General features: G+C 60.2%; 24 protein-coding genes and 1 pseudogene. 2 read left to right on the top strand and 23 right to left on the bottom strand.

Features of this window, described 5'->3' with window-relative positions:
• The 14 genes and pseudogenes from VNT00_RS07395 to VNT00_RS07330 form a co-directional block, all read right to left on the bottom strand.
• A pseudogene (locus VNT00_RS07395) lies at positions 1-262 on the bottom strand (PhoH family protein); the annotation flags it as partial.
• Positions 259-1,695: a tRNA (N6-isopentenyl adenosine(37)-C2)-methylthiotransferase MiaB gene (gene miaB / locus VNT00_RS07390; protein ID WP_325586014.1), complete on the bottom strand. Its 1,437-nt coding sequence runs from the start codon at positions 1,693-1,695 to the stop codon at positions 259-261. The gene miaB and the pseudogene VNT00_RS07395, both read right to left, overlap by 4 nt.
• 236 nt (positions 1,696-1,931) lie before the next feature.
• Positions 1,932-2,711 carry an ABC transporter permease gene (locus tag VNT00_RS07385; protein WP_325586013.1) on the bottom strand — a complete coding sequence of 260 codons (780 nt, stop codon included), beginning with the start codon at positions 2,709-2,711 and terminating at the stop codon, positions 1,932-1,934.
• A 45-nt stretch (positions 2,712-2,756) separates the two neighbouring features.
• Positions 2,757-3,962: an ABC transporter substrate-binding protein gene (locus VNT00_RS07380; RefSeq protein WP_325586011.1), complete on the bottom strand. Its 1,206-nt coding sequence runs from the start codon at positions 3,960-3,962 to the stop codon at positions 2,757-2,759.
• A 10-nt stretch (positions 3,963-3,972) separates the two neighbouring features.
• Positions 3,973-4,812, bottom strand: coding sequence for an ABC transporter ATP-binding protein (locus VNT00_RS07375; RefSeq protein WP_325586009.1), 840 nt, complete (start codon positions 4,810-4,812; stop codon positions 3,973-3,975).
• Positions 4,813-4,837: 25 nt separating this feature from the next.
• Positions 4,838-6,007, bottom strand: a complete 1,170-nt coding sequence (locus tag VNT00_RS07370) for an acyl-CoA dehydrogenase family protein (protein WP_325586007.1) — start codon at positions 6,005-6,007, stop codon at positions 4,838-4,840.
• A 91-nt stretch (positions 6,008-6,098) separates the two neighbouring features.
• Positions 6,099-6,641, bottom strand: coding sequence for a carboxymuconolactone decarboxylase family protein (locus VNT00_RS07365; protein WP_325586005.1), 543 nt, complete (start codon positions 6,639-6,641; stop codon positions 6,099-6,101).
• A gap of 190 nt (positions 6,642-6,831) precedes the next feature.
• Entirely contained in the window at positions 6,832-7,413 is a 582-nt protein-coding gene (locus tag VNT00_RS07360) for a MarR family winged helix-turn-helix transcriptional regulator (RefSeq protein ID WP_325586003.1), read from the bottom strand.
• Positions 7,414-7,444: 31 nt separating this feature from the next.
• Positions 7,445-8,200, bottom strand: a complete 756-nt coding sequence (locus VNT00_RS07355; RefSeq protein ID WP_325586001.1) for an ABC transporter permease — start codon at positions 8,198-8,200, stop codon at positions 7,445-7,447.
• The gene (locus tag VNT00_RS07350) at positions 8,197-8,970 is read right to left on the bottom strand and encodes an ABC transporter permease (protein WP_325585999.1); all 774 of its coding nucleotides are present in this window, start codon (positions 8,968-8,970) and stop codon (positions 8,197-8,199) included. Before VNT00_RS07350 ends, VNT00_RS07355 begins: the two co-directional genes overlap by 4 nt.
• Positions 8,963-9,763 (bottom strand): ABC transporter ATP-binding protein, encoded by an 801-nt coding sequence (locus VNT00_RS07345; protein ID WP_325585997.1) that lies wholly within the window; start codon positions 9,761-9,763, stop codon positions 8,963-8,965. The genes VNT00_RS07350 and VNT00_RS07345 overlap by 8 nt, the downstream gene beginning before the upstream one ends.
• Complete coding sequence (locus VNT00_RS07340) at positions 9,760-10,752, bottom strand: ABC transporter substrate-binding protein (protein WP_325585995.1); 993 nt, start codon at positions 10,750-10,752, stop codon at positions 9,760-9,762. The genes VNT00_RS07345 and VNT00_RS07340 overlap by 4 nt, the downstream gene beginning before the upstream one ends.
• Positions 10,753-10,793: 41 nt before the next feature.
• Complete coding sequence (locus VNT00_RS07335) at positions 10,794-11,153, bottom strand: RidA family protein (RefSeq protein WP_325585993.1); 360 nt, start codon at positions 11,151-11,153, stop codon at positions 10,794-10,796.
• 17 nt (positions 11,154-11,170) lie between these two features.
• A complete protein-coding gene (locus tag VNT00_RS07330) occupies positions 11,171-12,877 on the bottom strand; it encodes a thiamine pyrophosphate-requiring protein (protein WP_325585991.1) in 1,707 nt (568 codons plus the stop codon).
• 533 nt (positions 12,878-13,410) lie between these two features.
• Here VNT00_RS07330 and VNT00_RS07325 point away from each other — a divergent pair.
• Positions 13,411-14,694 carry an amidohydrolase family protein gene (locus VNT00_RS07325; protein WP_325585989.1) on the top strand — a complete coding sequence of 428 codons (1,284 nt, stop codon included), beginning with the start codon at positions 13,411-13,413 and terminating at the stop codon, positions 14,692-14,694.
• A 258-nt stretch (positions 14,695-14,952) separates the two neighbouring features.
• Here the strand turns inward: VNT00_RS07325 and VNT00_RS07320 are convergent, their stop codons facing one another.
• Both VNT00_RS07320 and VNT00_RS07315 read right to left on the bottom strand, forming a co-directional pair.
• Positions 14,953-16,524 carry an MDR family MFS transporter gene (locus tag VNT00_RS07320; RefSeq protein ID WP_325585987.1) on the bottom strand — a complete coding sequence of 524 codons (1,572 nt, stop codon included), beginning with the start codon at positions 16,522-16,524 and terminating at the stop codon, positions 14,953-14,955.
• A 101-nt stretch (positions 16,525-16,625) separates the two neighbouring features.
• Positions 16,626-17,072 carry an SRPBCC family protein gene (locus tag VNT00_RS07315; RefSeq protein ID WP_325585985.1) on the bottom strand — a complete coding sequence of 149 codons (447 nt, stop codon included), beginning with the start codon at positions 17,070-17,072 and terminating at the stop codon, positions 16,626-16,628.
• A 332-nt stretch (positions 17,073-17,404) separates the two neighbouring features.
• Here VNT00_RS07315 and VNT00_RS07310 point away from each other — a divergent pair, with 332 nt between their 5' ends.
• A complete protein-coding gene (locus VNT00_RS07310) occupies positions 17,405-17,656 on the top strand; it encodes a hypothetical protein (RefSeq protein WP_325585983.1) in 252 nt (83 codons plus the stop codon).
• A gap of 144 nt (positions 17,657-17,800) precedes the next feature.
• Here the strand turns inward: VNT00_RS07310 and VNT00_RS07305 are convergent, their stop codons facing one another.
• From VNT00_RS07305 to VNT00_RS07275, 7 genes are all read right to left on the bottom strand, one after another.
• A complete protein-coding gene (locus VNT00_RS07305; RefSeq protein WP_325585981.1) occupies positions 17,801-18,280 on the bottom strand; it encodes a hypothetical protein in 480 nt (159 codons plus the stop codon).
• A 1,059-nt stretch (positions 18,281-19,339) separates the two neighbouring features.
• On the bottom strand, positions 19,340-20,164 hold the full coding sequence (locus tag VNT00_RS07300) for a hypothetical protein (protein ID WP_325585979.1): 825 nt from the start codon (positions 20,162-20,164) through the stop codon (positions 19,340-19,342).
• A gap of 296 nt (positions 20,165-20,460) precedes the next feature.
• Entirely contained in the window at positions 20,461-21,564 is a 1,104-nt protein-coding gene (locus VNT00_RS07295) for a hypothetical protein (RefSeq protein WP_325585977.1), read from the bottom strand.
• Between the two features lie 761 nt (positions 21,565-22,325).
• The gene (secF, locus tag VNT00_RS07290) at positions 22,326-23,267 is read right to left on the bottom strand and encodes a protein translocase subunit SecF (protein ID WP_325585976.1); all 942 of its coding nucleotides are present in this window, start codon (positions 23,265-23,267) and stop codon (positions 22,326-22,328) included.
• Positions 23,268-23,324: 57 nt separating this feature from the next.
• The gene (secD, locus tag VNT00_RS07285) at positions 23,325-25,196 is read right to left on the bottom strand and encodes a protein translocase subunit SecD (RefSeq protein ID WP_325585975.1); all 1,872 of its coding nucleotides are present in this window, start codon (positions 25,194-25,196) and stop codon (positions 23,325-23,327) included.
• A gap of 63 nt (positions 25,197-25,259) precedes the next feature.
• On the bottom strand, positions 25,260-25,607 hold the full coding sequence (yajC, locus tag VNT00_RS07280; protein WP_325585973.1) for a preprotein translocase subunit YajC: 348 nt from the start codon (positions 25,605-25,607) through the stop codon (positions 25,260-25,262).
• A 53-nt stretch (positions 25,608-25,660) separates the two neighbouring features.
• The coding region (locus VNT00_RS07275) for a tRNA guanosine(34) transglycosylase Tgt (protein WP_325585971.1) at positions 25,661-26,118 on the bottom strand (458 nt) is incomplete at its 5' end.

Below are 26,118 nucleotides of genomic sequence, written 5' to 3'. Positions count from 1 at the left end.
CGACCAGGCCGAGCTGGATGTCGTCGATGGTCAGCGGCTTGTGCACGGCGCGGCGATGGAACAGCTCAAGCGCCTTGCCGGCGGCCTGCGCCTGTTCGCCATCGATGGTGACGCGGTTGCCGCGCCGGTTCAGCGTGACGTTCCAGCCATCGGCAATCTGGCGCAGGTTGGCGTCCAGCGGTCCGCACAGATTGGCCAGGTGGGTATTGTCGCCTTCCAGCGTGACGACGACGGGGAGTCTGCGGCGCGGATTCTGGCTCATGCGCGATCCGTGGCGTTGGTGACGACTTCGCCTTTCAGCGTATTGGTGTTGGCCTGCAGGATGCGCACGTCGACCATTTGCCCGATCAGCCGCGCGGGCGCGGCGAAATTGACGATGCGGTTGTTTTCTGTCCGGCCCATCAGCTCGCTGTCGTCGCGGCGTGAATGGCCTTCAGCCAGCACGCGCTGTACGCCGCCCACCATGGCGTTGCTGATGGCGGTGGCGTTTTCGTTGATCAGGGCCTGCAAGCGGTACAGGCGGTCGAGTTTCTGCTCTTTGCCGACGTCGTCCGCGAGGTCGGCGGCGGGGGTGCCGGGCCGGCGCGAATACACGAAGGAGAACGACTGGTCGAAGCCGACGCTGCGGATGAGATCCAGGGTCTTTTCGAAGTCGGCTTCGGTTTCGCCGGGGAAGCCCACGATGAAGTCCGACGACAAGGTCATGTCGGGCCGCGCGGCGCGCAGGCGCCGAATGATGGATTTGTATTCCAGCGAGGTGTAGCCGCGCTTCATGGCCGCCAGCACGCGGTCGCTGCCGGCCTGCACCGGCAGGTGCAGGAAGGGAACCAGCTTGGGCAGCGCGCCGTGGGCTTCGATGAGCCGCGTGGTCATTTCCTTGGGGTGCGAGGTGGTGTAGCGGATGCGTTCGATGCCGGGGATTTCATGCACGTATTCGAGCAGCATGGCGAAGTCGGCGATCTCGTCGCTGCCGGCCATGGGGCCGCGATAGGCATTGACGTTCTGCCCCAGCAGGGTGACTTCCTTGACGCCCTGGTCGGCCAGGTCGGCGACTTCGACCAGCACGTCGTCGAAGGGGCGGGAGATTTCCTCGCCGCGCGTGTAGGGCACCACGCAGAAGCTGCAATACTTGCTGCAGCCTTCCATGATCGAGACGAAGGCGCTGGGGCCTTCGACGCGGGCGGGGGGCAGGGCGTCGAATTTCTCGATTTCGGGAAAGCTGATGTCGACCTGCGGCCGGCCGGTTTGCCGGCGCTGCGCGATAAGTGCGGGCAGGCGGTGCAGGGTTTGCGGCCCGAACACCACGTCGACGTAGGGCGCGCGCTTGACGATGGCCTCGCCTTCCTGGCTGGCCACGCAGCCGCCCACACCGATGACGAGGTTGGGGTTGGACTGCTTGAGGTGCTGCACGCGGCCCAGGTCGGAAAACACTTTCTCCTGCGCCTTCTCGCGCACCGAACAGGTGTTGAACAGAATGACGTCGGCTTCCTCGGGATTCTGGGTAAGCTCCAGGCCCTGGTTGTCGTGCAGGACGTCGGCCATTTTTTCCGAGTCGTACTCGTTCATCTGGCAGCCGAAGGTCTTGATGAAGAGTTTGCGTGCGGGGCCGGCGGGCTTGACGCTGGGGATGGACGTGGATGGCGCGCCGGAACCGGCGGGCGCGTCCGAGGCGCGCTTGATCGAGATTTCTTGCATGGTAGATAGCCGTGACGGGTGTATATCCCGGGGGCAGTGGATTAAACCGCCAATTGTACCGTGTCGGGCCGGAAATCGCGGGCGGCGTCGCCTGCGCCGGGCCCGGACAGTTTGTGCAGGGATTGCCAGCGCCTGGGCATGGCTTTGTGATGGCTGCGGGGCTATCCTGCGGTTTGCGCCTTGCCTGACTAGCCCATGCGTTCGGATTTAAATGTGCGAACTAGCCGAACGGCATACTAGCCGGGCGTGTGGGTCCAGTATTGGTACAGCTTTTGCGCGATGACGTCCAGCAAATAGCCCAGCGCCCCGATCAGGACGATGACGGCCATGAGCTCCGAATAGGCCAGGCGGTCGCGGGTGTCCAGAATGAAATAGCCCAGGCCCGAGCTGACTCCCAGCATTTCGCAGGGCACCAGCACGATCCAGATGATGCCGATGGCCAGGCGCACACCGGTAAGAATATGCCCCAGTATGCCTGGCAGTACGATTCTGAACAGCACTTCGCTGCGCGTGGCGCTAAGGCTTTTCGCCAGCATCAGCCACCTGGGATTGAGCTGGCGCACGCCCGCCGCCGTGTTCAGGATGATGGGCCAGATGGCGGCGAAGGTAAGCAGGAAGTAGATGGGCGCGTCGCCGATGCCGAAGACCATGACGGCAATGGGCATCCACGACAGCGGGGAAATCATGCGCAGGAACTGGAAGGCGCTGCTGGTGCTGTTTTCCAGCGCGCGGGACGAGCCGATGGCCAGCCCGATGGGGATGCCCATGACCAGGGCCAGCCCCAGGCCGACCAGGACGCGCTTCATGCTCATCATGGTGTGCATGGTGAGCTGGTTGTCGGCCAGCAGATGGTACAGGCTGTGGAAGGTGGGGCTGGGGCTCAGCAGGCGGGCCATTTCGATGCTGCCCTTGAGCCAGTACGTTCCGATTCCCCACAGCACGACCAGGGCGACCAGGCCTGCGACGCTCAGCGCCAGCCTGGAACTCAAATTCGCGGTTCTTAAACTTCTGTTCATGATAGTGCTTCGTTGGGCGGCGGGCGGCGGCGCCCGCCGTCCGGGTTAGGTGCTGCTAATGGTTTCCTTGCGTTCGTAAGACTCGGGCAGGCCGAACTTGGCCATGCCGCCCACGCTCTGGATCGCCTTCTTGACGTAGCGGTCGTCCACCAGGTCGCCGGCGACGAAAGCGGGATCGAGCTTGCCCAGGAAATCGTTCTTGCCCAGCACCAGCGTGGTCTTGAGCTTGCGGATGAGCTCTTCGGTGTAGCTGGGGAAGGGGTAGGGCTGGAAGTCGATGCGCTTTTCCTTCCAGCCATCGTGCACGATGGCGCCGGTCGATTCGTACAGGGCGGTGTTCATGAGCTCGGGCTCCAGAACCCGCGCCAGGGACTCGTAGGAGTGTGGCGTGTAGTGCTGGGCGTTTTCCTTGGACAGGATGTGGGCGGTTTCCTTGCGGTGATCCAGGATCCAGGCCTGGGCCTGGACGATGCCGTTCACGACCTTCTGGCTCCATTCGGGGCGCTGTTCCAAATCTTGTTCGTGCATCAGCACGACACAGCAGGCGTGGTCTTTCCAGACGTCGCCGGTAAAGCGCAGGATCTTGCCGATCTTGAGAACCTCGGCCGAGGCGTTGAACGGCTCGGCCACGATGTAGCCCGAGATTTGCTTGTTGGCCAGCGCCGGCACCATGTCGGAGGGGGCCATGACGACCAGCTTGACCTGCTTGGCCGTGGGCGTGCCGTCGCTGATGGCTTCGATGCCCTTGCTCTGGAACAGGTGCTGCAGCACGATGTTGTGCAGCGAATACCAGAACGGGATGGCGACGGTCGTGCCGCCCAGGTCCTGCAGGTCGTTGATGTGCGGCAGCACGGTCAGCGCGGAGCCCGACATGTGGTTCCAGGCGACGACCTTGGCCTTGGACTGGCTGCCGTAGCGGGCCCAGACCGTCATGGGGGACAGCAGGTGCACGGCGTTGACCTGGCCCGAAAGAAACGCCTCGACCAGTTGCGCCCAGCTGCGGAACATGCGGGGTTTGTCGACGTTGAGGCCCTGGTTCTGGAACAGGTTGTTGTGGTGGGCCACCAGCAGCGGCGTGGCGTCGGTGATGGGCAGGTAGCCGATGCGCAGCGGCGCGTCGGGCTCGGCGGCACGCGCCGCATTATGCATTTGCAGCAGCGGCAGGGCGCCCATGGCGGTGAACATGGTGGACAGCTTCAGGAATTGCCGGCGGGCTTTCACGGAGCCGAAGGAGTCTGCGGATTTGGTCATGTTGGTCTTCCTAGGAATTCAGGGCCTGCTGGCGTGCGGGTTGTTCGGTATGATGCGCGGCATTCCGGGCGTCGCGCAGGGCTTGCATGATCTGGACGCGGATGCCGGTGATTTCTGGAGTGGTGGTGTCGCGCGGATGAGCGTCCTCGACGCGCCATTCGCCGATCAGGCGCCCGGGGGCGTGGCCGATCAGCAGGATGCGGTCGGCCACGGTCAGCGCTTCGTCGATGTCGTGCGTAACCAGGATGGCCGAGGTGTCGTATTTGGACGTGATGCGCAGGAGCAGGGTTTGCATGTCCGCGCGGGTGATCTCGTCCAGGGCGCTGAAGGGTTCGTCCAGCAGCAGGATTTCAGGCTGGCGGGCTAGGCTGCGGGCCAGCGCGGTGCGCTGCGCCATGCCGCCCGACAATTCCGAGGGATAGCGTTCTTGCGCACCCAGCAGGTCGACGTCGGCAATGGCCGCGTTGATCCGGGCCTGCTTTTCGGCCTTGGAAATGACGGGCTGGTGCTTGAAGTCCAGGCCGAAACCAACGTTTTCCTGCAGGTTCAGCCACGGCAGCAGGGCGGCGTCCTGGAAAACGAAGCTCAGGCGGGGGTGAGGGCCGTGCAGGCGTTCGCCATGCACGTGCACTGTGCCTTCGCTGGCGGTTTGCAGGCCCGCCAGTACGCGCAGCAGGGACGACTTGCCGACCCCGCTGGGGCCGAGCAGGGCGACGATTTCGCCCTTGGCCAGTTGCAGCGAGAAATCGCGCAACACGGTGTTGGGCGGCTGGTTCGGGCGCGAATAGCGTAATTCGATGCCTTGCGCGCCCAGGACGATGTTGTCGCCCGTGGGCGTCGGTGTCGTCATGGAAAATTCTTACCTGTATGGATATTTATTGGTTGGCAAACAATGAGTAGCGTGTGCTTTGCGCCGGGAGGCCCGCGTCGTGCTGCTCGTGGGCGGCCTGTTCGATGTCGTGGATTTCCTTGCGCAGGTGCTTCAGCGCCGGGGTGACGATGGCCACGAACACCGCTTCGCGCAGGCGCCGCTGCGCCGGGTGCAGCATGAGGTAGCCTTTGGCGCCGGCATGCAGGACGGCGGAGTTGGCGGCCTTCAGCGTCAGTTCGCTGACGGCGGCGCGCAGCTTCAGCACGGGCAGGATGGGGGTGCCGCCTGCCTGGGCCTGGCGGGCCAGAACCGCCGCCTGCGTCTTCAAGGCGGCCAATTGCGCGGCAAGATCGGCTTCCTGGTCGTCGAGGAAGATGTTGACGTGGCCGGTGCTGGCATTGCTTTCGCGCATGATGGCCAGGCAGCCTTCGACAATGCCGAAGCCCATGCCTGTTTGGCCGAGCACGAAGCCGGGCTTGATGCGCTTGACGTAGGCGGCGAACTGTTCGGGATGCGCCAGGACGTCTTCGTCCGGGACATGGACGTTGCGGAACCGCAGGTTCAGGGTCTGGGTTCCCTCCAGGCCCGAGAACTCCAGGCACGCCCTGGTTTCCAGGCCTTCCGAGGTGCTGGGAACGGCAAACATGATGTAGCCGCCGTCCTCGACCGAAGCCGCCACGATGGCCAGATGGCCGTCGCCGACATTGGAAACCCAGGGCAGCGAGCCATTGACAACGTAGCCGCCGTCTTCGCGCTGCGCGCGCAGATGGATTTTCTCGATGCCGGCCAAGTGCTTGACGGCATTGGACATGCCCGTGCCGGCCAGCAGCTCGCCTCGTGCCACCTGTTCCAGATAGCGCTCGCGCACCGGGGTGTTGGGCGAATGCTTCAGGTACCAGCCGCAACTGGACTGGCACCACACCAGGAAGGCGGTGGAGCCGCATTCGCGCCCGACTTGCGTCGTGATTTCGATTTGTTCCGCCAGGCTCAGGCCGGAGCCGCCTTCCGAGGCGGACAGCGCAGCGCCGAACCCGCCCAAAGCCCCCAGGTGATGCATGAAATCGCCGGGGTACAGGCCTTTCTGGTCAATGGCCTGGGTGATCGGAGCCAGTTCGGTTCGGATCTGCTCGGCAATGGCCTGAAAGAATGGGGTGGCGGAATCGGCTTGGCTCACGGCTGTGGTCCTTGTGATGCGGTAACAAAAATCCCCTCGTCTCGCCGCCCCCGAAGGGGCGTTTCGTTTGAGGGCGGCCTGACGGGAAAGGTCAGGCGAAAGGCTGGAGTTCGGGGTTGATGGGCGTTTTGGCCAGGTTGTTGGCGTAATTGCACAGCGTGGCCAGGCTGACGCCCAGGACGACCTCAAGGGCCTGCTGCTGGTTGTAGCCGGCGGCCAGGAAATCGTTGAGCTCGTCGTCGGCGACCTGGCCCTTGGACTCCATGACGGCCAGCGTGAAACGGGCCAGTTGGTTGAGCTTGGGGTCGCTGAGCGCCTTGGTGCCGCGCAGCGCTTCGATGATGTCTTCGGGCATGGCCAGCTTTTTGCGGGCGATGGCGGTGTGGCCGGCCACGCAGAAGCCGCAGCCGTTATTGGCGGCGGCGGTGATCTGGACGACTTCGCGCTCGGCGGCCGAAAGGGAGTTGCGGCCGTTGATGGCGCCGACTACCTGGTAGGTTTCCAGGGCGGTGGGGGCATTGGCGAGCACGCCAATGAGGTTGGGGATGAAACCGTTGCTTTTCTTGACGTTTTCGAGGCGTTCTTTGGCTTCGGCAGGGGCTGTTTCGATGGTTTGTATAGCGAGGCGGCTCATTGACGGGTTCTCTTGTGTAGCGGGTTATATGGGGATTTATTCTATAGATGATGGGTTAAATACAAAACGAATATAAGGGTATTTACATATGCGTTTTGGGTATATGGGCGTGTTTGAGCCTGAGCGAGCCGGTAGCCGGCACGCGGGTTTGCGGGGGATTGGCGTGGCGGCAAGGCGCCGGCTTGATGGATTAGGTAATGACTTTATGCCTGCGGCGGCGGGCGGCGCAGAATGCGATCAAGTGGCGCAATGATGTTTTCAGGGCTTCGGCGTTTTCGACGCCTTCGAGCAGGACACGCTGGCGTTCCTTGGCCATGGCGACCAGGCCTCCAACCTTTTCTCGGCCCGCTGGCTCGATGTGAACGCGTGTCGTGCGCCGGTCTTGAGGATCTTTATCGAGACGTACGTTGCCAGCCAATTCCAGGCGCCGAACCAGTCGGGTCAGTGTGGGCAGGGGAATCAGCGTCAGCTCGGCGATTTTCGACATGGGCATTTCGTTCGCGTCGTACAGAGTGGCCAATACGCGCCAATGAAGTATCGGCAGTCCCGTTCGGGTCACGTCTTCGTTGAACTCGGCGGAGACGGCCGCGCTCGCGCGAGCCAATAGCGCGGCGAGGTATTCGTCGAAGAAATGTCCGTTGAAGATTTGCGCGCTCATCTTCTCGACCAGTTGCTCGTCTGGCCGAGGGTAGGCGGGTACGGAAAACGGAAGTTCCTTTTTTCGCGTTCGGCGTTTTTTGACGGGGGGTTCAGTCGGCTCGACGGTCTTCATGCCTGCATTGTGCCATGAGTTGTGGGCTGTTTCAGCGGTGCGCGGCGGCGCGCGCGCCGCGTCCGAGCGCCTTGTCCAGTGAAAAGCCGATGAGCGACATGATGACGATGGGGACGAACATGTCCGCCGTGCGAAAACTGCGCGAGGCCGTTACCAGCATGTGCCCGAGGCCGTCGGTGGATGCCAGCATTTCCGCCAGCAGCACGACGATGCAGCTGATAACCGAGCCCACGCGTACGCCGGTAATGATGGATGGCAGGCAGGCCGGCAGCACGACCTTGTGCAGAATATGGATTCGCGAGGTTCCCATGGCGGCGGCCGACCATAGCAGCTTTTTGTCTATCAACCGTACCGCCTGGAAGGTGGCGATCGTGATGGGAAACATGGCGTCTATCGAGACCAGGGCGATTTTCGAAGCGTCCCCAAAACCCAGGGTCAGCAGCAAGGCAGGATAAATGGCGATTTTGGGCAGCGGCGCCAAAATGCCGATCAGGATTTCGAGCACCTCGGTGGTCCAGCGAAACAGCGATGCGCAAATGCCGAGCATGACTCCCAGGATCACGGCCAGAACCAGGCCAGCCGCCAGCCGCCGCATGGTGATGCCGAGTTGGACCAGGGAATGTGGATCTGTAAAGAACGCCGCGGCGTGCATCGCCACCGACGAAGGGGGAGGAAGCACGCCCGGCGAAATGGACCCGAGCCGGCAAAAAGCTTCCCAGGCAATCAGCAGGCCGAGGATGGGAACCAGGCTGAGCCAGCGCGGCGGGGAGGTTGTAGGCGCGTTCATCGTTTCGTTGTCCATTGCGTCAGGCGGCGAAACGGCCAGTCGAGTAGATTGTCCAGGGCAAGCCCCACTATGCCGAGCAGGAGGATCAGGGCGTACATGTCTGTGTTTTGCCCCATATCGAAATGCACGAAGAGCAGGCTGCCTATGCCGTTCGTGCGAGAGATCATCTCGGCCGTTACCATTACGATCAAGCCCATGACGATGGCCGTGCGGCTGCCAGCGGCGATTTCCGGCAACGTGGCCGGCAGGACTATGCGCCAAAGACGCGTCAACGGCTTGCTGCCCATCGAGGCGGAAGCCCATAGCAGTTGTTCGTTGACGCGGCTTGCGCCGTCCGCCGTGTGGTAGATCACGGGCAGCGTTGCGGTTGTGGCGATGACGAAGATCTGGGAGACGTCTCCAGCGCCGAACCAGAGCATTACGATGGGCAATATTGCAGCCTTGGGAATGGGGTAGCTCAGCGAAAGGATGGGGTCGACCAAGGCGCGCAGCACTGGAATCCGGCCGATGGCCAGGCCCAGCGCGACACCTCCGGCCAGCGCCAGGATGAAGCTGATGGCCAGGCGCAACAAGCTCGATGCCAGCGCGCTCCATAGCGTGGCCTCGCTCATGAGCTCTACGAGCCGGGGCAGCACCTTGACCGGGCCCGGCAGATAGTCGGCCTGAACCGCGTTGGCCAGGCATTGCCAAATGAGCAGCAGGGCGGCCAGGGTGGCCAGATAGTACAGCGCCCGTGTTTTCCGCGGATGGCGCTTGGCGGAGCTACTCATGGGAGTGCATGTGCATCATGGTTTTGCCCAGCGATATCACGTGCTCTTGATAGGCATCGCACCGGAGCAGTTCCTGCCGGATTCGCGGGCGCGGCAGATTTATCCGAACCTCATCGTGGATCCGCCCTGGAGAACGGTTCAGCACCACCACACGATCCGAAAGATAGACGGCTTCGTCCACGCTGTGCGTTACAAAGACGACGGTCTTTTTTTGGTGGTCCTGAATGGAGAGCAGCTCGTCCTGCAGCACTGTGCGCGTATATGCGTCAAGTGCGCCGAACGGTTCGTCCATGAGCAGGATGGCTGGGTCATAGGCTAATGTGCGCGCGATCGCCACGCGTTGACGCATTCCTCCGGATAGCTGGCCTGGGTAGAAATCGGCGAAGCCGTCCAGGTGCACGAGCGACAGCATGGAGGCGACGGTTCGGGCTACGTCGCCGCGATTCATGCCGCCTTCACGCAAGCCGTAGCCGATATTGGCGGCGACGGTCAGCCATGGAAACAAGGCCGCGTCCTGGAATACGATGCCGCGATCACGTCCGGGGCCGGTAACCGGCGCTCCCGCCGCGCGGATGGCACCCGAGCTTGGAGGGATGAACCCCCCTATCATGTACAGCAGTGTGCTCTTGCCGCAGCCGCTGGGGCCCAGTATGGATACGAATTCTCCTGGCTGTACCTGCATGTCGATGCCGTCCAGGGCAACGAACGTGGATGCGGGGCTGTCGAAGCGCTTGCCGATGCCGTCCAGCTCAAGCACCGCGTCCTGGGAGGCTTGGAGGCGGGCGCTGGTCATTTCGAGTCCTGATGGGCGACCAGCGAGATTCCGGGGCGGATATACGCGTTCGCGTCGAGTTTTTTCGCCAGCAATCCATTGTCGTAGAAGAGGTCGAAGCTTTTCTGCACGACCTGGACGTCGACGGCTCCGTCGGGATAGCGCTGGTAATCGTGAGACGTGAACATGAAGCTTTCCAGGGCGGGCTTGGGCATTTTCAGGATGTCCGACAGGAGAGCGATGGAGGCGGCGTGATCCTGCGAGAAGCGCTTGGAAGCCGCGGCAAAGTCCCGGGCATATTGTGCCGCGACCTTTGGATGGGCGTCGACGAAATCCTGGCGGCATGCTTCGACCAGATTCAGCAGATTGGGCTGTACGTCGCGCAACGCGCCCAGCTTGCGCAGTCCGCCGGTTTTTTCCGCCCTTGTGGCAAAAGGCTGCACCAGGACGATCGCGTCCACCCTTCCCTGGCGCAGAGCTGCTTCGCTCAGGGGAAACGGGACTTCGGCGATATTTACATCGTGTTTGGGGTCAAGGCCGTTCTGCTTCAGCCATATGCGTGTAAATGCATCCAGTTGCGAGCCGATGGTGTTCACCGCCACTGTTTTGCCTTTCAGGTCTTTTACTGTTCGTATCGGGGAGTCCTCCTTGACCGCCCAATAGCTGGTGAAGGATTGCGGCGATTCGCCGATGATCGCGCCGATGAGTATTGGTTTCAGCCCCGCGCCCGTGATGGCCTGGGCGAGAGTCAGCGGCGCGTTGACGCCGCAATCCGCTGTGCCCGCAATCAATGCCTGCGACACCGTGGCTGTTCCTTGCAACTGCATCCAGTTGATTTGGTAGTCGCGGCCGATGGCGGGGAAGTATTCGGGATGCGCGCGCATCAGCAGCTTGGCCTCGTCGCCGGGCACGTTGAAGGCGACTTTGATGGTGGGAAGCGACTGGGTCGATGCGGCCGGAACAAAGCCGATGAGCGTTGCAAACAGCAGGATCCATTTGATGGCATGCATGTGCTTTCTCCAGTAGGTCGAAAGAGGGATGGAAGATCAGCTCAAACCGCGGCGCTGACAGTGATTTCCACACGCACATTGGGATGCCCCAGTGTGACGCCGCAGGTGGCGCGGGCGGGTGGGTTTTCGGGATCGATCCAGGCTTCCCAGACGGCGTTCATTCTGTCGAACTCGGAAACGTCGGCCAGCCATATCTGCGCCGTCAAGAGCTTCGACTTGACGGTCCCCGCCTCGGCCAGCAGTTTTTCGATGCATGCGAGCACGCTGCGAGTCTGCTCCTCGATGGGAGGGCTGCTTTGCAGAAAGTCCGGGCATACCTGCCCCGACAGATAGGCAACTCCATTGTGGATGACGATCTGGCTCATGCGGGTGTTCTTGTGGTGACGTACGATTGCGGACATGGCGGCTCCTTGTGGATTCAGGGTTGGCAGATTACGTTGAGCAGGACTTGCCTGCGTTGAGTGCGTACGATGTGCAATGCCGCGCGCAGCCGTTCGGGCAGCTGGCTGCGTGATTCGACTCGTTCCGCGTGGGCGCCGCATGCGGCCGCCACGCCCTCGTAATCGGGCTGAGGATGGAAGCTGGCCAATGGCATCGCTGGTTCTTGCAGGGCGATGCCCGATGGATATACGACCTCGACGGCGCGGCGCACCGCGGCGTAGCCTCCGTTGTTGACGACGATGGTTAGAATGGGCAAGTGCTCTGCCTGGGCGAGGTAGTGGCAGGAAACGGGGTTGCCGAAAATGTAAGACCCATCGCCGACCACCGCAATGGCGGTCTTGTGCGGCGCAGCCATTTGCACGCCAAGCGCCGCGCCCATCGTCCAACCGAGAGCGCCCGAGATTCCAGCGCTGAAGAACGACCCGGTATCCGCGAATTCCATCAGGCTCAGATCCAGGCCGTACTCATTGAGCACAATGGTATGGCTATCGACAATGTCACGTAGGCATACACTGAGCCATGGAAGATCGATGGCCGTGCCTTCGGCCGCGTCTTGGCGCTTGTTTCGCACGGTGCAATATTGAAGGCGCTTGCGCTGCCGGGCCAGCTCGCGGCGCTGCGCCATGGCTGGCGTGTCGGATGCGCATCGCTGCTTCAGCGCCTCTTGCAATGCGGTAAGCGCGGCGCCGGTCTCGCTGACGATAGCGGCATCGACGGGGAAAGAGCGAACCGGGATGCGCTTGTACAGAGGGTCTGTTCCGATGTGCACGATCTTTGCGTTTGCGGGAGGCTTGGATTCGCGGGGCAGCCAGGGCACTTCGCAGTCGAGCACGATGATCAGGTCCGCGTCGGCCATCAAGCTGGCCGGGTTGAAACCGGCGTGGAAGGGATGCGTGCCGGGCAGGTTGACCACCCTTGGGTAGTGTTCTATGACCGGCACCGCGGCGGCTTCAGCCAGGGCCGCCAGCGCTTCCGGCGCCGCGGCGTCGCGGCCTGCCGACGACGTGATGATCAATGGGTGCTGCGCCGCTATCAGCCAATCAGCCAATTGATCTATGGCCGCTTTGGCCGGGTGCGCGCCGGTCGCCCCGGTTCTGGGGCGGCCAGCCGGGGCGGCCGCGGCGGGTTGGGCGGCGAGAACCTCGCGCGGCAACGTGAGATAGACGGGGCCGCGCGGGGCGGTCATGGCGATGTCGATGGCGCGGTCGAGAATGTCCTCGACGCATTGGCCTTCACGCAGCTCGTGATCCCATTTTGTGTACTCCCGCAGCATGCCCCCTTGGTCGAAAGTATCGGTGCCCCAGTGCACGACAACATCGCGTGAGCCGATGCTTCCGTGTTCGGTCGAGGGTGCTCGGCCGGCGAATAGTATCAATGGGATGCGCTCGCGGGAGGCCGTCATGACCGCCGAAACGGTATTTGCCGTGCCCACCGTATGGTGGACGCCGACCACCTGCGGTAGCTCGTCGACCAAGTGAGCTCCATGCGCAATGGATACGGCCGTTTGTTCGTGAGGAACATTGACGAAGCGCGGCATGGTTGCGCCACGGAGCCGGCCCAGGGCCCGAGCCTCGATCAGCGGAGCAAAATCGGTCCCGGCATTGGCTAGGACGGTGGAAATACCCCGCGCGCCAAGTCCGGCGAGAAAGCGGTAAGCAACTGAATCGAATGCGGATTCTTTCATGAGTGGCATGCTGCTATATTGTAAAAATGAAAGTATTTTTTTTATTTAAAATCAGATTACTATAATAGTTAATATGATTTAAGCTATGGATTTCCCTAGGTTCAAGAGCATTTTGCGGATGACGCGGGGTGTTTTGCGATTGCACTCTGGATGGGGTTGTGCGCCGGATTCTTCGGGTGGTGAAGTGGGCTGTGCGGCCCGGCTATCAGCCGGTACTTGTCGCTGATATCAGGAAACCCTGAAATCCAGCCAAATTGATGCCATGAACGTATCATTCCGACGGAAATGCCATCTCCTCAAGCAATGGTGCAGCACCTATAGTTCGGCTTGCAGCAAGAGGCCCCCGAGATGGACGTGGTGGCTATCTCGGGGGCCTCTTGCTGCCCGGCGGAGCACAGACGGATGCTGGATCAAAAATTCAAAAGGAGGCAAGGATGAGCATCAAGAAAATAAGCCAAGACGGGGCATGTGTGAACATCAAGATCAGAAAGCGGCTTCTCGGCGTTCTTTGCGCCGTCGCGGTAGGATCGCTGTTGGCGGCATGTAACGATGGCGGCGGCGATTGGGCCGAAGTGACACAGGGCGTCGTGATCCGCAACGCGACGATCGTCGATACGCGCGACGGTTCCCTTATGCTCGGAAAAACCATTGTCGTGGATGGCGGGAAGATTAAGACGATCACCAGCGATCCGGTGCTCACGGCCGGCACCGCGCAAGTGGTGGACGCTTTGGGTAAGTACGTCGTGCCGGGCTTCGTCGACATGCACGCGCACGTGGTGGAGACCGCCGACTTGCAGCCTACGTTCTTCCCCCTGCTGATCGCCAACGGAATCACGGCGTTTCGCGAGGAGAGTACGACCGACGCCAATATAGCGCGTGGCAAGCAAGTGAACGCCGACAGCGCGGCAGGCCGCATCGACGCGCCCGAAGTCATCTTCGATGGCGTCGAGGAACACCTGGATCCGGCCGAAAGCGCTTTCGATGCGAGCAACCGCGGCATCCCGTCGGTGGACCACCTTGGCGCGGGCATTGGGCTGATCATGGACTGCTCCACACAGGCCCAGAGCATTCGCGCGGATTTCCTGGTGCAAAGCTTCAAGCCGGTTCCCCCTCCGCCGCCGCCTTTTAGCCTAAGCAACTTCATCCTCAACCCCAGGGCCTACGACGGCGCCCAGAACGCGCCGTTCTACCAGCGCGTCCTGGACACCTATGACGAAGCATTGTGCAAGTCGCTGAGCCAGACCTTCGTGCGCAACAACACCTGGCAGACGCCGACGCTCATTCGGCTGCGCACTCAGGACTGGGGCGACGATCCCGTCTATACACAGGCCCCGGATCTTGTGTACGTGGCAAAGTCCAGGCTTGCACTCTGGCAGCAGACTGCCGATCAGTTCTCGACCATGCCGGTCACCGCGGTTGAGACCCTGCATGATTACTACGAGCTGCAAAAGCGCGTCACACTGCTGATGAAGCGCAACGGCGTGAAAATGCTCGCTGGTTCGGACGTCGGCGGCGCCTGGGTCGTTCCGGGCTTCAGCCTGCAGCAGGAGTTCCACGAACTGGCCGCGGCGGGCCTGTCACCGCTCGAGGTGCTGCAGACGACAACGCTGAATCCCGCCGAATTCCTGAAGCGCCAAGCCAGCATGGGTACGGTGGAGGTGGGCAAGAACGCCGACCTCGTCCTGTTGGATGCCAACCCGATCGACGGTGTCGATAACCTTGGCAAGATCTCTGGCGTCATCCTTAAGGGGCGCTATTTCTCGAAGACCGCGCTCGACAAGCTCAAGAGCGACGTGGCCGCCGCCTACGCCAGCTAGGGCATTTTCGATTCAAGCGTTTGCATTGGCCGAAGCCATGCAGGCACGGATGAGAAGCCTGTCATGACGATTGGGCCAGCCTTTGAGGCGTATCCGCCCTGGATCCTTGTTATTGCGGCGGTTGTTTTTGAGTTTTTGAGCGGCCGGGGAGCGTCTGCACCGGTGCGCTCAGGTCGCTTGCTCCAACTTCGCTTACCGGCACAGACGCTCCCGGCCTCGCGGTCGTGATTAGCGGCGAAACCCTGGTCGTCCATTCATTCAACGGTTGGGTGCTGTCGCCGATGCGCCCGCGTCCACGCCAGGATGGCGCGGTGTCACGAACAAGATCAGCAGCACGGTTGCGGCTGCGGCAAGAGCCATGCCGTTATACACGTGGTGCGTGGCAGTGTCGAAGGCCGACAGCAGGTATTCGTGGCCCGTGGTTCCCAGAGTGTTGGACTGCAATGCCCCGACGACGTTGTCCACGGGAGGCAGGGTTCCGGCCAGTTCCGCCGGCGCGTTCTCGATGCTGGACTGCATCGTGGCGTTGAAGATAGCCCCCACGATTGCCGCGCCCAGGCTTTGCCCCAGATAGCGCGACCACATGTTCGCACTGGTGACCACGCCGCGCTGGTTCCAGGGCACGATGGACTGCACGCCCACCAGCAACGGTGTGGACACCAGCCCGAAACCCGCGCCCAGCAGCACCTGAACCGCGACGACGAGCCAGGCTGACGGAGAGGGGGGCAGCACGACGAAGCCCAGGACTCCCGCCATCATCAGGACGGCCCCTATGAGAGCCGTATCGCGAAAGCCGATGCGCAGATAGAGCTTGCCCGACCATGACGAAGCCAGAACCCAGCCTATGCTCATGCTGGCCAGCACCAGGCCGGCCCAAATCGCCCCAAGCTTGAGGACCGACTGCGCAAACACCGGCAGGTAGGTGCTGGGCGCCATCATCACCAGGCCCATGCCCGCCGCGCCCAGGTTCGAGCCCAGCAGCACGCGGCGGCGCCAAATCCAACCGGGCATGATCGGTTCCGGCGCCCGCCGTTCACGCACAATGGTCGCGGCAATTAGAACCACCGCCAGTCCGAAGGTGATAAGGCTGGGCGGCGAAAACCAGGCCCAGGCATTGCCGCCCTGGAGCATGCCGAACACCACCGTCGCTCCCGACAGCATCATCAGAATGGCTCCCGCGTAATCGACCGCATGGCGCCGCGCCGGCGCATGCTCGTGCAGATAACGCGCGATAAGGAACAAGGCCACCAGCCCGATGGGCAGATTGATCAGAAAGACCCAGTGCCAGGTCGCGTATTCCGCAAACGCCCCGCCCAGCGTCGGCCCCGCAATGGCCGCGATGCCCCACACGCTGGAAAGCCAGCCCTGGATGCGGGCCCGTTCCTCCAGCGAATACAGATCGCCCGCCAGCGTATTGACCGTGGCCATGATGGACCCCGCGCCCAGGCCCTGCAGGCAGCGGAACACGATCAGCGGAACCATGCCCCAGGCCAAGCCGCACAGCGCCGAGCCCGCCAGAAAAAGAATGGTGCCGCCTATCAGCACCGGCTTGCGCCCATACATGTCGGCCAGCTTGCCGTAGATGGGAATGGTGACCGTCTGTGCCAGCAGATAAATGGAGAACAGCCAGCTGAACAGATTGAAGCCGCCCAGATCGCCCACGATCTGCGGAACGGCCGTGGCCACGATGGTAATGTCCATGGCGGCCAGAGTCATGGTCAGCATCAGCGCCGCCAGAATCCAGCCCCGATGGGCAACGGGTTTTTCGGCGGTCGAAGCGTCGGAATCAACCGCGGTTGCGGGGGCGGGAGTATTGGATTTGTCGTTCATGAGGCTTCTTTTAATGACTTTGGCGCCATGTTAGCGCGTAGACGCCTGGTCTGCCTTCGCCTGTCAGTTCCGCCTTCCCGCCACCCCGATCACGGCGCTGATCAATCCGGAATAGTCGGCTCCACGAGCTTTGCCAGTTGAGCCAGCGATTCCTGCCAGCCCAGATAACACATCTCCACAGGAATAGTCTCGGGGATACCTTCTTGAATAATGCTGAGTTCCGTTCCGCACAACAGCTCCCGCAGCGAAACCGTGACCTGCATCTCCCCAAGCAGATGCGGATCGTCGAACCGATCCGTATAGCGGATTTTCTCGAACGGCACCAATTCCAGATACTCCCCGCCGAACGAGTGGCCATTGCCCGTGCCGAAATTGCGGAACGACATTCGGTGCGTCCCGCCAACCCGCGCATCCATCTGATGAACCACGCAGGTGAACCCGTAGGGCGGCAGCCACTTCGCCAGCGCATCGGCTTCCAGAAAAGCCCGATAAACCCGCTCGGGCGGCGCGTTCAAGACGCGGTGGAGGGTAACAGTTCCTGTAGTCATGGTGTGGCCTTGCGGTAGAGAGGTTGAGGAGTATTGCGTGGGGGGGGGCCACGACGGCGCGGCATCAGAGCTTATTGTCCGGCATGTAATCGATAATTGCCAGAACGTCGATGCAGGCATTTATCCGCCGCTCCGGTACGGGCATGCTTCTTGTCAATCAGCGGGGGGGCTGCAATTGCTTCGCATCGGTAATGACCGAGTCCGGTGGTTGTGGAGATGAGTGCTGAAGAACGCGAAGCGCTGACGGCGGCTGCGTATTGCGAGTAAGCTATGAAAAGAGGCCTTGATTGCCCGGCACCCAGGCCCGTGCCGCCCGCGGGAACCAGAACATCATGAAGACCCTATACTTATTACTACGGCCAGTCCTTGCCGCCGTCGCATGCGCGTCGATTTCCGCTTGCGCAAATAACCCACCTCAGCAAACCGATCTGGCCTACCGATCTCGACCATCTTCCACGGCACAGAATACGAATAACACTTCTGGGCCCTCGGGCCAGCGCTTGACCATACGGGCGGGTGAGGGGGAGAGGTTGAATCTTCCCTGGTTCGTCCGAGATACACAGGACTGGATCAACAGTAACTAGTCTGGATTTAATTCACTATGAGTGGCCGCTATCCGCAGCCCGAAGCTGTCAGTAGCAATGAGTACGCATCGCCACTCAAATATAGAAGTGGGGAATTTTGCGTAAATTCACTCAACTGCTATGTTAGGCAACGATAGCATCAAATTATAAGTTGGCTAAAGCAAAACGCTTTGATAGCTCATCAGCGGTTACCAATAGCGCTGCCCAGATCCAGAGCAATACGCCATTAAGTAAAGCACTTAGAAGCACTGTCTTTAACGCGTAGATACTATCCGTCACGGCCCAGCAAACCGCCGCACTCAACATGAGACCAAGAAAAACTGATATCGCTCGTAATAGTTTCGGATGGGCCCAGGCAACTGCGTTTTGAAAGTCCCCATAGGCAAGATGGCTCTTTCGTCCTTTTGAAAAGTATGCTACTAAGAAAAGAATGCTTGCTACAAGCATCGGAGCAATAAGCATCCACCCAAAGCCGGATGCGAACTTGAGTATCGTTGTAGGAATCTTTGACTGGCCCCATATCCAGCCAAGGATACCCACAAAAACACCGATCGTGGACCACTTTAGGCAGACTGTCTTGTCAAAGTGCTTGAAGAGCAATGCTAAAGTTGATTTGTTGAACATAAATAACACTATTAAAAAAATTGTAGTGGAGCAATATAGTTCCGCACTAGCCGATTTTTTAGCAAGCGAGCGAGGGCTATGCTAATCCATGAGTACTCACAGCTTACAAGTCGATTCGATTTCGTTATAAAGCCAAATTTTGACGTTACCCAGTTAGTTCTTCTGGTAGAAAATAATCAGTTATGAAAGGCGGCATTTCGACCCGTTGCCGCCGTTGAGCTTTAGCGAAAGCTGTCGTTCAACGTTGGAGTTGACCTGCACTCGCCGGCAGGGTGCCTCGTGTCCGCATCGAACGACCTGTTATGCATCATCCCCGTTCCTTTCTGAAGGCGCACCAGCTTTGACAGCTCCGCAGTGACTACTGAGTCGGTCGGATAGTGAATCGGTTCCCCCAAGGCGGCGCGTACCATTGCGGATGTTATCAGCATGGAGTTGGAGTAATCAGTTCTCGGCCGAAAGCGTGCTTTTAGATGCTCTAGCTCGGAGTCGGAAAAGTGAAGACAGACACAGGCATCAAGTCAGTCACCTTTCGTGAGCGGTAGCATCTCTAGTGCGATTTTCGAGTGAATGAAGAGGTCTGCGAGGTCAGCCGACGCAAATCCCGCAGATTGCTCAATCTTGATTGGGACGCCAAGAGTCTCACCGAATTCGAAGTTGAACGCCGTGCATACCGCATGCGACGCGGCATACGGTGAGCCCGAAACCCTAATCGTGAGCCGAACCTTTTTCTCTGTCACAGACTTCGGTAACGGTGCGGCTTGCGACAGTAAGGATCGCGAGAGATCCAAGTCGTCTATAGGTTCGCTTTCGCCCTGGCGCGACACCAAGTGGGCACGGAAATCCCGTTCAATCTTTTCGCGAGATCGCCTTCGTCTACGAGCGTGCCGATGGTATGACGGTCGCGGAGCGTTCTCTTGACGGATTCGAGCGTGCACCTCACTGAGTCACCTCTATGCATAACGTTTGAGCTAACCGGCCCGCGACGGCAGGACTCCACAGGGCCAGAATGAAATGATGCCCGAAAGCGGCGTGCCGTCGCGGGTGCGGTTGAGCAAAGTGTTAGGCCTCGCTCGCTGGTTGCTGGAATTGTATTCCGAGTGACCTGCCATAGGCTTCCAGTGCCTGTGCTGCCGTGAGGCCGAATCGCCATAAGGTGATGATCGTGTCGTACAACTCGTGCGCCTGTAGACGGACTCGATCGCCAACCTGAAATTGACGCTCGCTATCGACGAAATGTAGTTCCAGCATTGAGTCTTCCGTAGTCACGATGCCTGGTCGATCGATGACAAGTTCTTGGCCAGTCTCTTGGCCTCGTGCAACGAACTTCGCGTGCTGGAAGGTAACCTTCAGAGTTCCGGTATCGTCAACATCAAGTGGCGATACCAACCCAAGCCGGTGCACAACACATGTGCGAGCCTTGTTAAGACTCAGGACGTTCGCATTGAAGCGGGTGGTCACCCCGAACTGTCGCTCAAGCTTCTCAAGTTTTTGCGGAAAGTGAAGTTTGTGATTCGTTCGCGGAAGATCGTTGAAGACCCGGTGAGCGTCGGCAGCCTTCGCCGTTCCCTTAGCCGCTAGTGGGAAGACTTCGCAGACTTGGAGGCACTCATCCAGAAAGAGGCCTGTTGCCTCAATTGCGTCTCTAAGGAATCCGCGTAGGAGCCAATCCTGGGCCTCGGCCCTGGCATCTTCATGCTTGAGCTGCGCCCCAGCGGCCGGCACAAACGCTCCAAACTCTTTTTGCTCCGCCACTTGCTCTGCGGTTACGATTTCGCAGCCGACCTGGAGAACCTTGGTTACGTCAAGTTGATGCTGGAGGCGACGAAAGAAGTTGCCTGCCAGCGCAGCTAGATCGATATGAACGTTGAGTGGATTGGATGGCATTCTACGAGGCACAACTTTGTTTTAGGGCGACAGTTCTGCCGCATAACATTGGAATGTCAGATAACTTGTCCTGCAAGCCACTGTTTAGATGCGGGAACCACGCGTCAGACAAGATAACAAGACAGAAATAGCAGCAGCCGACAGATTAGTGGGCTGATGCGACCCGTCTGGCACATAGGCAGAGAGCATACCGCCTCGCCCGGATGGCCGTTATCCAGATTGGGTGATCAGTGACGGCTTGTGGCCGATTGTAGCTAAAGACAGATGGCCAAATCCGACCCATTTTGGACAGCCAATTAAAAAAGTTGCTTCTCAAGCGTACCCACTAGTTGCGAAAGCCGCGGAACTACAATTGTCCCAACGTTTCGTACCTGCCGCTGGATATGCGGCGCCATAAATCGATCGGCCCTAAAAACTGTGACATACGGCGCGTAGAATGCGTGCATCGCGTCTACTGGCTGACTATCGCTGGGTTCTTCTTTTCGCCCTCCACCTACATTCTCCCAGAGAGATGAGTACATAGACCTAACGCCTGTGGATACCCCAGGGCAGTATGTGCCGACATCTCCCACTTCGAACTCATCCAGTTTAATACCTGTCATACTAGCCATTCGTCGTATTATCGCAATAAGTTGTTGCCCTACCAACTTATCCCAACGCGACGTAATCAAGCCATGTTTGCCAGTTGGGTTTGCGTCAAGGTCGGCATTTCGTAGAGCCGTAACCCACTGCCTAGAAACCTCCGCCAACGATCGCATTGCTTGACCGAGTTCTCGTCCTGGTTTACGAACCATATTTGCAATTGGGCTTGATATCGAATGTTGCGTTGTGAACCACTTCATCATCCAACGTGGATCCGTGAGACTGTTCATTAAAGCCTCGGAAAAGTCCTTCTCTGATGCTCGACCCAGCGCATACCTTTCCATTACTTCCGCGTATTCGGGGCGCATAGGATATTTTTTTAGCAATTCTGCCAATAGGGAACCTGGCTCTTGCTGAGTCAAATGTACACGTAGCGCCGAGCGCGGCTTGCCATTTTTGACAAGTGCTCGTGACTGGGCTCGGCGTTGCTGACGCGAAAGCCCCATGCCCCTCATCTCTTCCTCTGCTATTTGACGAATTCTCTCCCAATATTGCTGCGGATCATCATCAAGCAAAATCTCTGGGAACCACCTACCATTCGGATCGAACATGTCTGTTGGCGGGCCAGATCTGCAAGCCAGTGCGTTTACTTCGGCTTCTACCAGTCGATCAAACGAAACCAGTGCGTTCGGACCACACAGCTCACTAAGCAACTCGGCTTTCAGTTCGGCTAGGTGTGTAGCCTCTGCGGTCAGAGAAACCGACTCACACACCGCTGCGGCTGAAAACGCAAAACGCACTTGTTTCGTGTGTGCCAAGTGGAGCAACGTAGCCTTGATTTGACGGCGATCAGGAGCGTCTAGCTTTGGATCCGTGAGTGCCGAGTAGTCTTGAGAATCAAGATAGCAAGTGATCATGCCTAAATGTACAGTTTTTTTCCGTGTCCAATCTCGCACCTAATGTTTTCACTCTTGACCGAAGTCGGTAGTTGTGATCTCAACTGTAACTTACCACCCATTAGTACGGCTACCCTGCCCCTATATTCATCTCAAGCAAGCCAAAGGCTCCGTCAGGCCCGCAGGGGCCTGACGGAGCCAGGCGCAGCGATGCCTTCTTCGGCCAGCCGAAAACCGTCAACGCGGCCGTATTCACGAAACACAACACATCATCAAAACACCAGCCCTCACTGCGCAGCAAACTTTCAAGCCAAGCAAACACAGTGGTGTCGGGGTCAAGGCGGGGTTTTCCGACTTGCGGGGCTGAGCGAGCCGGAAGCGAAGGGAGCCCGAAGGGGCGGACGAGCGAGGCGATGCGGTGTTCGGCGCGCAGGCGCCGAACCAGTCACGAGGAGGAAAACCCCGCCTTGGCCCCGGCGCCACGTCTTAATAGACCTTTTTGAACACAGTTCACATCAACTCGGCGGTGACCGAGGAGGGCTATCCTCTGGCCCCGGCCCCACGTTTTAAGAGCCCCCTTCGAATACAGACCTAAATCAGCCCGACGCGAATGAGACGGAACCTCCAAAACAAAAAAGCCGAGACCAGCAAGATCTCGGCTTTCAAACTCAAACAAGAAAAAATCAGCCCAGCAGTTCCGACGCCGGGTCGTCTTCCTTCTTGACTGCCTTCAGCATGTCCTCGCGCTTCACGCCTAGCCACATCGCCAGCGCCGCCGCAACGAATACCGACGAATAAATACCGAACCAGATACCGATCGTCAGCGCTAGCGCAAAGTAATGCAACGTCGGCCCCCCGAAGAAGAACATCGACAGCACCATCATCTGCGTCGAACCGTGTGTGATGATCGTACGCGAAATCGTTTGCGTGATGGCGCTGTTGATTACCTCGCGCACCGAGCTCTTGCGCTGCTTGCGGAAGTTCTCGCGGATCCGGTCCATGATGACCACCGACTCGTTCACCGAATAGCCCAGCACCGCCAGCACCCCCGCCAGCACCGCCAGCGAAAACTCCCATTGGAAAAACGCAAAGAAGCCCAGGATGATCACCACGTCGTGAAGGTTGGCAATGACCCCTGACACCGCGAACTTCCATTCGAACCGTATGCCCAGGTAGATCATGATGCCCACCACCACGCACAGCAGCGCCATCAGCCCGTTGCTCACCAGTTCCTGCCCCACCTGCGGCCCCACGAACTCCACCCGGCGCAATTCCACGTCGGCGGATTTGGACTTGAGCGCCTTGAGCACCGTATCGCTTTGCGCCGCCGAAGTTTCCCCCGTATGCACCGGCAGGCGGATGAGCACGTCCTGCGACGTGCCGAAGTTCTGTACCTGGAAGTCCGTGTAGCCCAGCGACGTTACCGCCGAGCGGATCTCGTCGACCTGCGCCGGCTGCGAATAGTGCACCTCCATGAGCGTGCCGCCCGTGAATTCGATCGACAGATGGAAGCCGCGCGTCGCAATGAAGAAGACAGCCAGAAGAAAGGTGATCAGGCTGATCAGGTTGAGCACCAGCGCATGGCGCATGAAGGGGATGGTGCGGTGGATTCGAAAAAATTCCATGTTTCGCTCTTGCCTGCTGTGTAAGAGCCGCGGCGCCGTCGGGCGCCACGGCTACGCTTAGTCTTGGTTCGGTTTCCAGATCTGGCCGATGGAAAGGGTTTTGAGCTTGCGCCGGCTGCCGTACCACAGATTGACCAGTGCACGCACACCGACCACCGACGAGAACATCGACGTAAGAATCCCGATGCAGTGAACCACCGCGAACCCGCGGATCGGGCCGGTGCCGAAGGCCAGCAGCGACAGACCGACGATGAGAGTGGTGAGGTTGGAGTCCAGAATCGTGCCCCATGCCCGGTCGAAGCCCAGATGTATGGCCTGTTGCGGCGACAGCCCCGCCCGTAGCTCTTCTCGGATGCGTTCGTTGATGAGCACGTTGGAGTCGATGGCCATACCCAGGGTAAGCGCAATGGCCGCTATGCCCGGCAGCGTCAGCGTGGCTTGCAGCATGGACAATACCGCCAGCAGCAACAGCAGGTTGAAGGCCAGGCCCAGCGTCGAGAACACGCCGAAGAGGCGGTAGTAAAGAATGATGAACACCGCAATGGCCAGGAAGCCGTACAGCGTGGAGTCGAAACCCTTGTTGATGTTCTCGGCGCCCAGGCTTGGGCCGATGGTGCGCTCTTCGATGATGTTCATGGGCGCGGCCAGCGAACCGGCACGCAGCAGCAGGGCGACGTCGGCCGCTTCCTGGGCGCTCATGTTGCCCGAGATCTGCACGTGGCCGCCGGCGATTTCGCTGCGGATGACCGGCGCCGTGACGACCTGGCCCTTGCCGTTCTCGAACAGCAGGATGGCCATGCGCTTGTTGATGTTGTCGCGCGTCACGTCGCGGAAAATGCGGGCGCCCTTGGCGTCGAGAGTCAGGTTGACCGACGGCTGCTGGGTTTGCTGGTCGCGTCCCGGCTGGGCGTCCTGCAGGTTTTCACCGGTAAGGATGACCTGGCGGCGCAGCAGCAGGGGCCGGCCCTCGGCGTCGTTGTAGCGTTCCAGGCCGAACGGCACCGTGCCCGCCGCCAGAGCGGCCCTGGCCGTGGGCGAATCGTCGACCATGCGGATTTCAAGCGTGGCCGTGCGGCCGAGGATTTCCTTGGCCTTGGCGATGTCCTGCACGCCGGGCAGCTGAACCACGATGCGGTCGCCGCCTTGCTGCTGAATGATGGGGTCGGCCACGCCCAGCTCGTTGATCCGGTTGTGCAGCGTGGTGATGTTCTGCTTGATGGCGTTGCCCTGAACCTGGGTGATGGCCGATTCGGTCAACGTGCCCTTCAGGCTGAAGGTCTTGCCGCTGCTGCCGGGCGTGAACACCATGTCGGGCATGCTGCGGCGCAGTTCGGACGCAGCGTTGTCGCGCGCGTCGGCGCTGTCGAAGTTGGCAACGACGGACAGGTCGCTGCGCTCCACCCCCGAAACCGGCACCTTGGCTTCCCGCAAGGTCGAGCGCACGTCATTGGCCAGAGAATCGTAGCGCGTGGTGAGGGCGCCGTGCATGTCGACCTGCAGCAGGAAGTGCACGCCGCCGCGCAGGTCCAGGCCCAGGTACATGGGGTTGGCCCCAAGCGCGGACAGCCAGTCGGGGGAGGCGGACAGCAGGTTCAGCGCGACCGTGTAGCTGGGATCGGAAGGATCGGGGTTGAGGGCTTTTTCGATGACATCCTTGGCCTTGAGCTGGGTGTCGGGCGTGGCGAAACGCACCCGCACCGTGCCGACCGGGCCGTTCATCTCGAAATAGGCGCCCGTTGTTTCGATTTTGGCATCGCGCAGTATGGTTTCCACCCTGGCCAGGGTCTGGTTGTCGACCTTGACGGCGGTTTTTGCGCCGGCGATCTGCACAGCCGGGGATTCACCAAAAAAATTGGGCAGCGTATACATCAGGCCGATGATCACGGCTACGAGTACGGTGATGTATTTCCAGAGAGGGTAACGGTTCATTATCGGTCAACGGTGAAGGCAAAAACAACCCCAGGCAAGGCTGGGGTGCGTATTGCGGCTGGATTACAGCGCCTTGATCGTGCCCTTGGGCAAAACCGACGTGACGGCTGTGCGCTGCAGGATGACTTCGACGGGCTTGTCGGCCAGCGTGCTGACTTCGGCGGTGATGTAGTTGTCGCTGACTTTGGTGACCTTGCCCAGCATGCCGCCGGACGTAATGATTTCGTCGCCCTTGGACAGCGCGGCAACCATGTTCTTGTGGTCTTTCTGGCGCTTCATCTGAGGGCGGATCATCAGGAAGTACAAGATGACGAACATCAGGATGATGGGCAGCATGCCCATCAAAGCATTGCCTTCTCCAGCGGCTGCGGCTTGGGCCGTAACGAGCTCAAGGGTATTGATCAGGGACATTCACAACTCCTGGTATTTTTTTGAATGAATCGTCTATTGTAGCGATATCTTGCCTATTCGATGCCGCGGGCCCGGTCCGCGTGGAAACGGGCCCGCCACTGCTCGAACGAGCCCGCGGCGATGGCCTCGCGCATTTCGCCCATGATCGTCAGGTAAAAATGCAGATTATGCAAGGTATTCAGCCGGGATCCCGTGATTTCGTTGGCGCGTTGCAGGTGATGCAGGTAGGCGCGCGAGAAGTTCAGGCAGGTATGGCACGAGCAGGAGGGATCCAGCGGGCGGGTGTCGTCGCGGTAGCGCGCATTGCGTATCTTGATGTCGCCGTAGCGGGTGAACAGCCAGCCGTTGCGGGCATTGCGGGTGGGCATGACGCAGTCGAACATGTCCACGCCCCGGCTCACGCCCTCGACCAGATCCTCGGGCGTGCCCACCCCCATCAGGTAGCGCGGCGCGTTGGCGGGCAGGCGCGGGGCCACGTGGGCCAGGACCCGCATCATTTCCTCTTTGGGCT

It is taken from the genome of Eoetvoesiella sp. (genome assembly GCF_035555955.1).
In the GTDB taxonomy this organism is placed as follows: Bacteria; Pseudomonadota; Gammaproteobacteria; order Burkholderiales; family Burkholderiaceae_B; genus Eoetvoesia.
Note: the sequence above shows the minus strand (reverse complement) of the source record. Positions and strands in the feature narration are given on the sequence as shown.

Coding starts and splice junctions, on each gene's coding strand:
- miaB (WP_325586014.1), bottom strand. CDS start 1,695: ATGCAAGAAATCTCGATCAAGCGCGCCTCGGACGCGCCCGCCGGTTCC.
- VNT00_RS07385 (WP_325586013.1), bottom strand. CDS start 2,711: ATGAACAGAAGTTTAAGAACCGCGAATTTGAGTTCCAGGCTGGCGCTG.
- VNT00_RS07380 (WP_325586011.1), bottom strand. CDS start 3,962: ATGACCAAATCCGCAGACTCCTTCGGCTCCGTGAAAGCCCGCCGGCAA.
- VNT00_RS07375 (WP_325586009.1), bottom strand. CDS start 4,812: ATGACGACACCGACGCCCACGGGCGACAACATCGTCCTGGGCGCGCAA.
- VNT00_RS07365 (WP_325586005.1), bottom strand. CDS start 6,641: ATGAGCCGCCTCGCTATACAAACCATCGAAACAGCCCCTGCCGAAGCC.
- VNT00_RS07360 (WP_325586003.1), bottom strand. CDS start 7,413: ATGAAGACCGTCGAGCCGACTGAACCCCCCGTCAAAAAACGCCGAACG.
- VNT00_RS07355 (WP_325586001.1), bottom strand. CDS start 8,200: ATGAACGCGCCTACAACCTCCCCGCCGCGCTGGCTCAGCCTGGTTCCC.
- VNT00_RS07350 (WP_325585999.1), bottom strand. CDS start 8,970: ATGAGTAGCTCCGCCAAGCGCCATCCGCGGAAAACACGGGCGCTGTAC.
- VNT00_RS07345 (WP_325585997.1), bottom strand. CDS start 9,763: ATGACCAGCGCCCGCCTCCAAGCCTCCCAGGACGCGGTGCTTGAGCTG.
- VNT00_RS07340 (WP_325585995.1), bottom strand. CDS start 10,752: ATGCATGCCATCAAATGGATCCTGCTGTTTGCAACGCTCATCGGCTTT.
- VNT00_RS07335 (WP_325585993.1), bottom strand. CDS start 11,153: ATGTCCGCAATCGTACGTCACCACAAGAACACCCGCATGAGCCAGATC.
- VNT00_RS07330 (WP_325585991.1), bottom strand. CDS start 12,877: ATGAAAGAATCCGCATTCGATTCAGTTGCTTACCGCTTTCTCGCCGGA.
- VNT00_RS07320 (WP_325585987.1), bottom strand. CDS start 16,524: ATGAACGACAAATCCAATACTCCCGCCCCCGCAACCGCGGTTGATTCC.
- VNT00_RS07315 (WP_325585985.1), bottom strand. CDS start 17,072: ATGACTACAGGAACTGTTACCCTCCACCGCGTCTTGAACGCGCCGCCC.
- VNT00_RS07310 (WP_325585983.1), top strand. CDS start 17,405: ATGAAGACCCTATACTTATTACTACGGCCAGTCCTTGCCGCCGTCGCA.
- VNT00_RS07305 (WP_325585981.1), bottom strand. CDS start 18,280: ATGTTCAACAAATCAACTTTAGCATTGCTCTTCAAGCACTTTGACAAG.
- VNT00_RS07300 (WP_325585979.1), bottom strand. CDS start 20,164: ATGCCATCCAATCCACTCAACGTTCATATCGATCTAGCTGCGCTGGCA.
- secF (WP_325585976.1), bottom strand. CDS start 23,267: ATGGAATTTTTTCGAATCCACCGCACCATCCCCTTCATGCGCCATGCG.
- secD (WP_325585975.1), bottom strand. CDS start 25,196: ATGAACCGTTACCCTCTCTGGAAATACATCACCGTACTCGTAGCCGTG.
- yajC (WP_325585973.1), bottom strand. CDS start 25,607: ATGTCCCTGATCAATACCCTTGAGCTCGTTACGGCCCAAGCCGCAGCC.